This window comes from Streptomyces sp. NPDC033136, assembly GCF_055578235.1.
Map to the genome: position 1 here is coordinate 42,085 of NZ_JBVIPD010000032.1, position 10,363 is coordinate 52,447.

Here is a 10,363-nt window from a genome sequence, read left to right on the forward strand (position 1 = left end):
GCCGCACATTCCGGCTACGACCGGTGAGTGGGCGCCATCCGGGCCGACGAGGCGCTCTCGTGCGGTGGCGTGGGGGCGAGCGACTGCCTGGCCCACTCGATCTGGGTGGCCAGCCCGGCCCGCAGGTTCGTGCGCGCGGTGAAGCCGAGGTGGTGCCGCGACCGTCCGACGTCGGCCGTCGTGGAGCGTACGTCGCCGATGCGCGCCGGACCGTACCGTGCGTCGGGCGTCCTGCCCGTCAGCTCGCCGGTCAGCGCCAGGACCTCGTTCATCGACACGGCACGTCCCGTGCCGATGTTCAGGACGCAGCTGCCCTGCTCCGCTCCTGTCGCGGCGAGCATCAGCGCGCGCACGATGTCCGACACGTGGACGAAGTCGCGGATCTGGGTGCCGTCGCCATAGACCTCGATCGGTTTGTTCTCCAGGGTGGCGCGGATGACCCGGCCGATGAACATGTCGGGGCGCTGGCCGGGGCCGTAGACGGTGAAGAACCGCAGGGCGCTCACCGCCAGGGCGGCGTCGCGGCGGGCCGCGAAGGCAAGGGCGAGCCGTTCCGCGGCGAGTTTGGTGACGCCGTAGGGGGACAGCGGGCGAGGGAGGTCGTCCTCACTCATGGTGCCCTCCGCGCCGCCGTACACGCTGGAGGACGAGGCCATCACCACGCGGGGCACTCCGGCACGGACGCAGGCGTCCATGAGGCGTTGGGTGGCCAGCACGTTGCAGTGGAGATACTCCGGGAATTGTGTCCAGGACGGACGCACACCCGGTAATGCGGCTAAGTGGAAGACCGTGGCGGCATTTTCCAGACAAGCCGAAAGATCTGCGGAGACGAGGTCGGCGCGGATCGCCTGGAGAGACCCCAGCTCCGCGGACGGCGAAATCTCACCGGTGGCCCAGCTCGCTTTCCGGTCGATGCCCACCACGTTTGTGCCGCTGCGCCGCAACGCCTCGACAAGATGGGAGCCGATGAAACCCGCGGCACCGGTGACCACTGCTTTTCCCGCGGTCTGAACCCCGTCGTGCGCGTCACCCGACATGGCGAATCCCCCTTGGTTCCGTTGGCATCCGGTCATTCAAGGCGGTGCTCCGTGCTGGTGCTGTCTCCGGGCGCCGGTCCACTGCGGATACGGGAACTCGGCTGGCTCGGACGTGCGGAGTGCCGGCAGAATATGGCCGAGATTGCTTGGTGCGCAGCGACGGCGTGCAAGGCGAATTGCCCAGAAGACCCGTGGAGTCTAACAGCGCGAGGAATCGGCAGCAACGGCGTTTCGGACCAAATCGATCCGGCACCAAGTGGCAGGTCGTATTCCGCATGCGGATGAGTCATTCCCGGGTTCCTCCCGGCACAGAGACCGAGTGTGACCGGTCCACCGGTGCACGTGTCATTCCCACCGCCGGGAACGGACTTTAAGCTGAGGCCTTCCGCCGCCCGGGGGAGGAACGCGTTGGCAGGCAGTCCGTTACGGCAGCTCTCCGTACTGTTCCGCTATCTGCGCGGGGAACGGCCGTCCGTCCTCCTCCTCGCGGTGCTCGTCCCGCTGGGCATCGGGCTCCAGCTGGTGGCACCCCAGATGCTGCGACGGTTCATCGACCACACACTGTCCCACAGCCCCTCCGGCGTCCTGCTCGCGGTCGCCGCCTGGTACCTGGCGGCGGCCCTCGGGCTGCTCGTGGTGACCATCGGCTGCGACGCCGTGGCCGCGCGGCTCGCCTGGCGCACCACCAACCGGCTGCGTGCCGACCTGGTGGCCCACTGTCTGCGCCGGCCCTCCCGCTTCTACCAGCAACACCCGCCCGGCGAACTCGTCGACCGCGTCGACGGCGACGTCACCAGACTCGCCGCGGTGATGTCCGCGCTGGTCCTGGAAGTACTCGCCCAGATGCTGCTCGTCGTCGGGATCCTCGCCGCCCTGTTCCAGCTCGACTGGCGACTGGCCCTGGTCTTCGCGCCGTTCGCCGGGGGCACCCTCCTGCTGCTGCGCCGGCTCGTGGGCAGGGCGATGCCCTTCGTCGCCGCCCGGCAGACCTCCTCCGCGGAACTCCTCGGCTTCCTGGAGGAACGCCTCGCCGGCGCCGACGACCTGCGAACCAACGGAGCCTCCGCCCACACCCTGCGAGCCCTGGAGACCCGGCAGGCCGAGCTGTACCGGCGGGTCCGCCGCGCGGCTCAGGTCTCCGTGCGCTGGCCCGCCACGGTCCAGGGCCTGTCCACCGCCAGCGTGGTCCTCGCCCTGGCCGTCAGCGTGTGGCTGCACGACCGCGGGCAGATCTCCACTGGGACCACCTTCGCCTGCCTGTCGTACGCCATGCTGCTGCGCCGCCCGCTGCTGGCCGTCACCACCCGCTTCCACGACCTGGAGGAGGCCGCGGTCGGTGTGCAGCGCCTCCAGGAGCTGCTGCGCCAGGACGACGACGTCGTGCGCACCGGCACCCGCCGGCTGCCTGCGGGACCGCTGGGCGCCCGACTCGACCGGGTGTCCTTCTGGTACGACCCCGGTGAACCGGTGCTGCGTGACGTCTCCTTCCGGCTGCGCCCCGGCGAACGGCTCGGCATCGTCGGCCGTACCGGGAGCGGCAAGTCGACCGTCGTCCGGCTGTTGTTCGGGCTGCACCACCCGGTCAGCGGCAGGGTCGAAGTCGGCGGCCAGGACGTGGCCGGACTCGACCCCCGGATGCTGCGCAGCCGGGTCGCCCTGGTCACCCAGGAGGTGCAGATCTTCCATGCCACACTCCGCGACAACCTCACCTTCTTCGACCACTCCGTCGGCGACCGCCGGGTGAGCGCCGCGCTGGACGAGGCCGGGCTCACGGACTGGGTGCGCGAGCTGCCCGATGGTCTGGACACCGTGCTGGGCGCGGGAGCGCGGGGGATGTCCGCAGGTCAGGAGCAACTCCTCGCGCTGGCCAGGGTGTTCCTACGGGATCCGGCCGTGGTCCTGATGGACGAGCCGACGGCCCGGCTGGACCCGCACACCGAGCGGCTGCTCATGCCCGCGGTGGAGCGGCTGCTCCAGGGGCGGACCGCCGTCGTGGTCCAGCACCGGCCGCACGCGCTGCGCGACGTGGACCGCGTCCTCGTCCTCGACGCGGGGTCGGTGGTCGAACACGGGGAGCAGACCGTGCTCGCGGCGGACCCCACCTCGCGCTTCCACGAACTGCTGCGCGCCGGCTGACGGGGCGGGAGGGTGGCCGACATCGACGGACGGGGCACGTTCGGGCGGCTCGGGGGCGTGCTGCGCGGTTCGGCGGGCGCGTACTGGACGCTGACCGGGCTGTGGGTGCTGCTGCGGGCCGGGACTCTGGCGGTGGGGCTGCTGTTCCAGCGGCTGTTCGACGCGATGGGCGCCGGAGGCGGGGTCTGGCTGCTCATCGCCTGGGTGGCCGCGATCGAGGGGGCACGGCTGTGCCTCCAGTTCGGCGTGATGATCAACCGGCTGGAGCCCCGGGTCCAGTACGGCACCACGGCCCGGCTGCGGCGGGAACTGCTCGGCTCCGCCCTGCGCGGGCGGGCAGCCGCGGCCCGTACCGCTCCGGGGGAGGGGCTGCGGGTGGTGGGCGAGGACGTCGACGAGACGGGCTTCTTCGTGGCCTGGGCACCCACCAACCTCGCGCACTGGCTGTTCGTCGTCGTCTCCGTCACCGTCATGATGCGGATCGACGCGGTGGTCACGAGCGCGCTGCTGGCGCTGCTGGTCCTGATCACGGTGGTCACGGCGGCGGTCCACGGCCGGTTCCTCCGCCTCCGGCGCGCCACTCGTACCGCGTCGGCCGAGGTCGCGGGTGCCCTGCGGGAGGCGGTCGGGGCCGTGAAGGCAGTACAGACGGCCGCCGCCGAGGACCATGTGGCCGCGCACATCGACCGGTTGAACGCCGTGCGGGCGAAGGCGGCGGTGCGCGAGGAACTGTTCGCGGGCGTGCAGCGGACCGTGATCGGCAACGCGGCCCCCCTCGGCGTCGGCGTCGTACTGCTGCTGACGGCGGGCCGGGCGAACACCGGGACGTTCAGCGTCGGGGACCTGGCGCTGTTCACCTTCTATCTGCAGATCCTCGCCGAGGCGCTGGCCTCGATCGGGATCCTTTCGGTGCGACTGCAGCGGGTCTCGGTGGCACTGGACCGGATCGCGGACTTTCTCCGAGAGCGGCCACGGACGCCGGCTGAGGAACCGGCGCCCGTTCCCGAAGGGGTTCCCGAGCTGAGGGAGTTGACCGTAAGTGGGCTGACCGCACGGCATCCCGGTGCGGAGCGCGGTGTCGAGGACGTCGACCTGACCGTCGTACGTCACTCCGTCACGGTGGTCACCGGCGGCGTCGGCGCGGGCAAGTCGACGCTGATACGGGCCGTCCTGGGACTGCTGCCGCTCGAGCGGGGCACTGTGCTGTGGAACGGGGAACCGATCGCCGATCCCGCGAGCTTCCTGGTGCCCCCGCGGTGCGGCTACACGCCCCAGGATCCGCGCCTGTTCAGCGGAACGCTGCGCGACAACGTCCTGCTGGGCCTGGGCGACGAGGGTGGCGCTGGCGGCGGCGAAAGGATCTTCGAGGACGTGGCGCACATCGCCGTCCTCGCCCCCGACGTGGCGGCCATGCAGGACGGCGCCGGCACCGTCGTCGGTCCGCGGGGCCTGCGGCTGTCCGGCGGTCAGCTCCAGCGGACGGCGATCGCCCGGATGCTGGCCCGGCGCCCCCAGCTCCTGGTCCTGGACGACGTCTCCAGCGCCCTGGACCCCGTGACCGAGCGACTCCTGTGGACGCGACTGCTGGACGGCTCGGTCACCGTCCTCGCGGTGTCGCACCGGCCCGCTCTGCTACGCGCGGCAGCCCGAGTCGTGGTACTGAAGGACGGGCGCGTGGACGCGGTGGGGACCTGGGAAGAAGTACTGGCCGAGTCCGCCGAGATGCGCCGGATCCAGGCGAACCCGGCACAGCGGCAGGGCGATCCCGGGACAGAGACGCGGTGAACCCGGGACAGAGACGCGGTGAACCCGGGACAGGGGTGACGTGAACTCGGGACGGTGGCGGTGGGACTCAGCCGCGCGGCGCGCCCAGCTCGGTCCAGATGCCGTCCAGCGCCTCGACGAACCGGCGGACGTCGTCGGCCTCGTGCACGGCGGAGGGCGCCACCCGGAGGATCTCCTCGCCCGCCGGCACACTCGGCGCGTTGATGGCCTGTACGTAGACGCCGTGCCGCTTCAGCAGCAACGCCGACATCGTCTTGCACAGGCGGTCCTCGCCGACGAGGACCGACACGATATGAGTCTGATCGGACAGGAAGGGGATGCCCGTGTCCCGCAACAGACCATGCAGCAGGGCGGCGTTGACCGCGAGCCGCTCACGTTCGCACTGGGAGCCACGCAGATGCCGCACGGCGGCGAGCGCGCCCGCCGCCACCGCGGGCGGCAGTGCAGTGGTGAAGATGAACGAGCGGGCGAAGGCCCGGACCGCGTCCATCAGAACGGTGGGCCCGGCGACATAGCCGCCGGTCATCCCGAAGCCCTTGGCCAGCGTCCCCATGACCACGGTGAACGCGGGTGCAAGGCCCTCCTGCGCCGCGATGCCGGCTCCCTCGGGGCCGTACATGCCGACGGCGTGCACCTCGTCCAGGAACGTCACCGCCCCGTACCGCTTGGCGATGTCGGCGATCTCCGCGAGTGGCGCGATGTCGCCGCGCATCGAGTGCACGGACTCCGTCACGACGAGTTTGGGCCGGTGTGGATCCACACCGGACAGCAGTTCTTCGAGATGCGCGCAGTCGTTGTGCCGGAAGATGAACTTCTGGGCTCCGCTGTGCCGTAAACCATCGATGATGGACGCGTGGTTCAACTGGTCGGAGAACACGGCACAGTCGTCGATGCGGCCGGCGAGCACGGAGAGGGCGCCCTCGTTGGCGGAATACCCGGAGGTGAACAGGACCGCGTCCGCCTTTCCGTGCAGCGCGGCGAGTTCGGCCTCCAATGCGGCGTGGTAGCGGTTCGTCCCGCCTATGTTGCGCGAACCGCCGGAGCCGGCCCCGCATTCGTCGACGGCACGTTTCATCGCCGCCAGAACGTCCGGGTGCTGGCCCATACCTAAATAGTCGTTGCTGCACCAGATCGAGATCTCGCCATGGTGCACCGTGTCGGCCGCCGGGAAGCGGCCCGCGATGCGGCCGAGCTCCAGGAACTCCCTTTTCCGCTCGGACGTCTCCTGCGTAAGGCGTGCGAAGAAATCCATGTACTCGGACATGTCTCATACTCGCTCTCTGTCGCTTTCCCTCCGCCGCGCCTCATCGTAGGATGCGCTGCGGTCCCTGCACAGTGCGCGTTCGCACGAAAAGCGGAGCATCGATGACCGAATGTGAAATCTCCTTCCCGTGGATTTGTAAGGCCTTTTCCGGCCGTGCCGGAATGCGCGGCCCGAGCCGATGAGGGGCGGTGCCACGCTCTCGGCGGCGGATGTGCTCGCGGACTCCGCGACGCGCTGTCCCGACCGCACGGCGCTGGTGGCCGGCCACCGACGCATTTCGTACGGCGACCTCTGGCTCGCCGCACGCCGGTACGCGGCGGCGCTGCGCGCCCGAGGCGTCGGCCCCGGCGACCGGGTCGCGCTGCTGCTGCCCAACGCGCCGGTCTTCCCGGCGGTGTACTTCGGTGTCCTCGCGCTCGGCGCGACCGTCGTACCGGTGAACACGCTGCTGAAGGCGGAGGAGATCGCGTACATCCTGCGGCACTCGGGGGCCCGGGCCGTGCTGTGCGCGGGAGCGCTCCTCGGGGAGGGGGAGCGGGCGGCGAAGGACGCGGAGGTGCTGCTGCTGAGGGTGGAGGCGGACGACGACGCAGGCGGGACGGCGCTGGACAGGCTTGCCGCCCGGGCCCTGCCGGTCGAGGCCCCGGCGCCCCGCGCGCCGGACGACATCGCGCTGGTCCTCTACACCTCGGGGACCACGGGCCGTCCCAAGGGCGTCATGCTCAGTCATCTCAACGTCGTCATGAACATCGACACGACGAGGCTCTTACCCTTCGCGATGCGCGCCGCCGACGTCCTTCTCGGCTGCCTGCCCTTGTTCCACACCTTCGGCCAGATCTGTGTCATGGGGACCTGCTTCCGCGCCGGCGCGACCCTCGTCCTGATGTCCCGCTTCACACCGCACGAGGCGCTCGGCCTGATGGTGCGCGAGGGCTGCACGGTCTTCATGGGCGTGCCGACGATGTACATCGCACTGCTGGAGGCGGCGGCCCGGGACGCCCGCCGCCCGCCGCTCGACCGGGCGTACTCGGGGGGTTCGGCGCTGCCGGTCCGGGTGCTGCGGGACATCGAGACGACCTTCGGCTGTCCGGTCTACGAGGGCTACGGCCTGACCGAGACCTCCCCCTGCGTCGCCTACAACCAGCCGGCTTGGCCCCGGCGGCCGGGGACCGTGGGCAAGCCGATCCGGGGCGTGGAGGCGGAGATAGCCCGGGCTGGTACCGAGGACACGATCGTGCTGCTCCCGCCGGGCGAGGTAGGCGAGATCGTGGTCCGCGGCCACAACGTGATGGCCGGCTACCTCGACGATCCCGAGGCCACCGAGGCCGCGCTCGTGGACGGCTGGTTCCGCTCGGGCGACCTCGGAGTGAAGGACTCCGAGGGCTATCTGACGATCGTTGACCGGAAGAAGGACATGATCGTGCGCGGCGGCTACAACGTGTACCCGCGCGAGGTCGAGGAGATCCTGTCCCGCCACCCCTCCGTGGCCCAGGCCGCGGTGATCGGTGTCCCGGACGCCCGCTACGGCCAGGAGATATGCGCGGTCGTCGTCCCCCGCCCCGGTGCTGCGACGGACGCGTCCCTCGCGGAGGACATCATCGCCTGGAGCCGTCTGCGCATCGCCTCCTTCAAGTACCCGCGCCGCGTGGAGTTCGCCGCCGCCCTTCCCGTGGGGCCGAGCGGGAAGGTCCTCAAACGGGAGCTTGTCGCCCTGCTCGGAGACTGCACCACCCCAGCCACCGCCAGGCCGTCACCCGAAGGTTCGTGACCGAGCCCCTCAGTCCCGCTGTCTCGCCGACGGCCGCAGTGTTGATCAGGGCTTGTGCGACGGCACTCAGGGGAGACGGCGAGCATGGCGAACTGGCGGCCAGCAGCACTTTGCGGCGGTCGTAGCGGTCGGCCAGCACGCCGGAGGGCAGGGCGAGCAGGACGACCGGGAGACTGGAGGCCGTCTGCACGGGCGTCACCAGGGCGGCGCTGTGACCCACGAGAAGCCACTGGGCACCGACCGTCTGCATCCAGGTGCCGGTGTTGGACACCAGTTGCGCGACCCACAGTGCCCGGAAGACACGCGCCGCGAGGGGAGCCCAGGCCGAGTTGTCCGCGAGCTTCATGAGGAGGGCCGGGGCCAGGCGGGGCCGGAGGCCGACAGGCGGTGAGTGGTCACCGGCGCGGCGACGAGGAACGACAGGGCCAGGCAGTCGCCGCCCCGGTCCCAGCGGGCCGGTCGCCGGGGCGTGGGTCGTACAGCGCCCGGCCGCCGGGGCCGAACGAGCAATGCTCAAGACCTGTGGATCGGATTCGGGTTGGACGCGAAGGGCGTACCTTCCCGGGTGATCGATTGACTGGAATCGAGTAGGCCGACGTTGGCCCGTCGGCTGGGAAGGTACGCCCATGCTCACGGTAGTCACCGAGGACGGATCGACACGAGGCGGGTCCCTGATCGACGAGATGGTCCGGGAGGGCGCCAGGCGGATGCTGGCCGCCGCGCTGGAGGCCGAACCGTCCCATTTCAACTCCGCGGCCCAGCCCGGCCGCAGTCGCGGCTCGGGCACGGGCGCGCTCAGCATGGGTTCTGAAGTCTCCCCGTGACCTCGGACACGTGATTGTTATGCCGCTAGGGCGTGCTGGTGCCTTGCCTGGTCTCGGCTGGGGTGAGATAGCCGAAGGTCTTGTGCTTGCGCAGGCGGCGGCGGTTGTAGAAGGTCTCGATGAAGGTGAAGACCTCCGTGCGGGCGGTGGCCCGGTCGGGCCAGGTACGGGTGCCGATCTCCTCCTTGAGCAGGGCCCAGAAGCTCTCCGCGGCAGCGTTGCCGAAGCATGATCCGGTGCGTCCGCAGCTCTGCCGCAGCCCGAACTTCCCTATTCGTTCCCGGAACTGGGTGGACGTGTATTCGCTGCCGCGATCGCTGTGAACCACGCAACCGGGCTCCAGTCCGCCCCGGCCGTGGGCCATGTCGAGCGCGTCGACGACGAGGTCGGCGCGGTGGTGGTCGGTCATGGCATAGCCGACGACCTCGCGGGTGGCCAGGTCCAGCCAGCAGGCGAGGGAGAGCCAGCCCTCGGCGGTGGGCAGGTAGGTGATGTCGCCGACCGGCTTGGTCCCGGGGCGCTCGGCATGGAAGTCGCGCCGATCAGGTCCGGGGCCGGCTTCGCCTTCACATCAGGCCGGGTCAGCGAACGCCTCTTGCGGCGGGTGACACCACGGATGTCGTGTTCACGCATCACGCGGGCGACGCGTTTGCGGTTCACCCGCCGGCCCAGGCGGCGCAGTTCGGCGTGGATGCGCGGGACCCCGTAGGCGTGGCGGGAGGCGATGTGCACCACGGTGATCTCGTGCGCGAGCGTGTCGTCGGCGGCCTGACGAGCGCGGCGGGCGGCCTCGCCCTCGCACCATGCGTAGTAGGAGGAGCGGGCGACCTTCAGCACCCGGCACAGCAGGACGATCGGATAGGTCGCCTTCTCCGCATGGATCAACCGGTACAGCTCGCTCACCGGGTTCTCCTTCACGAAGAAGGCCGTCGCTTTTTCAGGATCTCGATCGTCTGCTGCTGTTCGCGAACCTCCTTGCGCAGCCGCTTGAGCTCCTCGCGCTCGGCGCTGGTCAGCTCGCCGGACCCGGGCTCGTCTGGAGGCCGCCGGTCCGCCTTCGCCCGGCGGTACCAGCCCCGCAGGGACTCGGAGCTGATGCCGAGTTCCCGGGCGACAGCAGTGACCGTCCTGCCCGAGGAATCGACGAGCGCGATGGCGTCCCGCTTGAACTCCTCGGTGTACCGCTTCGTGTACTCGCTTCCCACGATCAAGAGGAAGCTTCACCCACCGGCCCAACCCCGGAACCCGGCACCGACACCCCTGGGGGCATGCGAAGTCTGCGGGCACCCGCTGCCTCCCGGGCGCGGACAGCCACGACGGCGCACGTGTTCAGCCCGATGCCGTCAGCGGGCCTACAGGTCAACCGGAGAGCAACGTGCGGCGACAACCCCAAGCCCCGTCCCGTTGCCGGGACCTGCGGCTCCACCCAAAACGGTCGGGGGGGGGGGGGGGGGGGGGGGGTGCTGCCCCCCCACCAAACACCCGCCCCCCCCCCCCCCCCCCACCCCCCCCTCCCCCCCTCCCAACAAAAAAACAAAAAACCCAAACC

10 protein-coding genes are annotated in these 10,363 nt (G+C 70.5%); 4 read left to right on the top strand and 6 right to left on the bottom strand.

Annotated elements, in window-relative coordinates:
• Nucleotides 1-14 precede the first annotated feature (14 nt).
• The gene (locus ACZ5TL_RS36380) at nucleotides 15-1,037 is read right to left on the bottom strand and encodes an NAD-dependent epimerase/dehydratase family protein (RefSeq protein ID WP_468595068.1); all 1,023 of its coding nucleotides are present in this window, start codon (nucleotides 1,035-1,037) and stop codon (nucleotides 15-17) included.
• 408 nt (nucleotides 1,038-1,445) lie between these two features.
• Here ACZ5TL_RS36380 and ACZ5TL_RS36385 point away from each other — a divergent pair, with 408 nt between their 5' ends.
• Nucleotides 1,446-3,173: an ABC transporter ATP-binding protein gene (locus ACZ5TL_RS36385; RefSeq protein ID WP_468595069.1), complete on the top strand. Its 1,728-nt coding sequence runs from the start codon at nucleotides 1,446-1,448 to the stop codon at nucleotides 3,171-3,173.
• Nucleotides 3,174-3,185: 12 nt separating this feature from the next.
• Nucleotides 3,186-4,958, top strand: coding sequence for an ABC transporter ATP-binding protein (locus ACZ5TL_RS36390; RefSeq protein WP_468595070.1), 1,773 nt, complete (start codon nucleotides 3,186-3,188; stop codon nucleotides 4,956-4,958).
• Nucleotides 4,959-5,025: 67 nt separating this feature from the next.
• On the opposite strand, the gene hemA is transcribed toward ACZ5TL_RS36390, so the two are convergent.
• Nucleotides 5,026-6,222, bottom strand: a complete 1,197-nt coding sequence (gene hemA, locus ACZ5TL_RS36395; RefSeq protein WP_468595071.1) for a 5-aminolevulinate synthase — start codon at nucleotides 6,220-6,222, stop codon at nucleotides 5,026-5,028.
• Between the two features lie 178 nt (nucleotides 6,223-6,400).
• Between hemA and ACZ5TL_RS36400 the strand changes: the two genes are divergently transcribed.
• On the top strand, nucleotides 6,401-7,990 hold the full coding sequence (locus ACZ5TL_RS36400; RefSeq protein ID WP_468595072.1) for a long-chain-fatty-acid--CoA ligase: 1,590 nt from the start codon (nucleotides 6,401-6,403) through the stop codon (nucleotides 7,988-7,990).
• Here the strand turns inward: ACZ5TL_RS36400 and ACZ5TL_RS36405 are convergent.
• Complete coding sequence (locus tag ACZ5TL_RS36405) at nucleotides 7,914-8,336, bottom strand: MFS transporter (protein WP_468595073.1); 423 nt, start codon at nucleotides 8,334-8,336, stop codon at nucleotides 7,914-7,916. The genes ACZ5TL_RS36400 and ACZ5TL_RS36405 overlap by 77 nt on opposite strands.
• A gap of 280 nt (nucleotides 8,337-8,616) precedes the next feature.
• On the opposite strand from ACZ5TL_RS36405, the gene ACZ5TL_RS36410 reads away from it, so the two are divergent.
• Nucleotides 8,617-8,814: a hypothetical protein gene (locus ACZ5TL_RS36410; RefSeq protein ID WP_468595102.1), complete on the top strand. Its 198-nt coding sequence runs from the start codon at nucleotides 8,617-8,619 to the stop codon at nucleotides 8,812-8,814.
• Nucleotides 8,815-8,839: 25 nt separating this feature from the next.
• Here the strand turns inward: ACZ5TL_RS36410 and ACZ5TL_RS36415 are convergent, their stop codons facing one another.
• From ACZ5TL_RS36415 to ACZ5TL_RS36425, 3 genes are read right to left on the bottom strand one after another with little or no spacing between them, the layout of a single operon-like run.
• Nucleotides 8,840-9,307 (bottom strand): transposase, encoded by a 468-nt coding sequence (locus ACZ5TL_RS36415; protein ID WP_468595099.1) that lies wholly within the window; start codon nucleotides 9,305-9,307, stop codon nucleotides 8,840-8,842.
• Entirely contained in the window at nucleotides 9,220-9,717 is a 498-nt protein-coding gene (locus tag ACZ5TL_RS36420) for an IS3 family transposase (protein ID WP_468595074.1), read from the bottom strand. The genes ACZ5TL_RS36415 and ACZ5TL_RS36420 overlap by 88 nt, the downstream gene beginning before the upstream one ends.
• 11 nt (nucleotides 9,718-9,728) lie before the next feature.
• On the bottom strand, nucleotides 9,729-10,019 hold the full coding sequence (locus ACZ5TL_RS36425) for a transposase (protein ID WP_468595075.1): 291 nt from the start codon (nucleotides 10,017-10,019) through the stop codon (nucleotides 9,729-9,731).
• Nucleotides 10,020-10,363 lie beyond the last annotated feature (344 nt).

What these genes read in the sequence shown, in the direction of transcription:
- ACZ5TL_RS36380 (WP_468595068.1), bottom strand. Translation starts at nt 1,037, where the DNA reads ATGTCGGGTGACGCGCACGACGGGGTTCAGACCGCGGGAAAAGCAGTG.
- hemA (WP_468595071.1), bottom strand. Translation starts at nt 6,222, where the DNA reads ATGTCCGAGTACATGGATTTCTTCGCACGCCTTACGCAGGAGACGTCC.
- ACZ5TL_RS36400 (WP_468595072.1), top strand. Translation starts at nt 6,401, where the DNA reads ATGAGGGGCGGTGCCACGCTCTCGGCGGCGGATGTGCTCGCGGACTCC.
- ACZ5TL_RS36405 (WP_468595073.1), bottom strand. Translation starts at nt 8,336, where the DNA reads ATGAAGCTCGCGGACAACTCGGCCTGGGCTCCCCTCGCGGCGCGTGTC.
- ACZ5TL_RS36410 (WP_468595102.1), top strand. Translation starts at nt 8,617, where the DNA reads ATGCTCACGGTAGTCACCGAGGACGGATCGACACGAGGCGGGTCCCTG.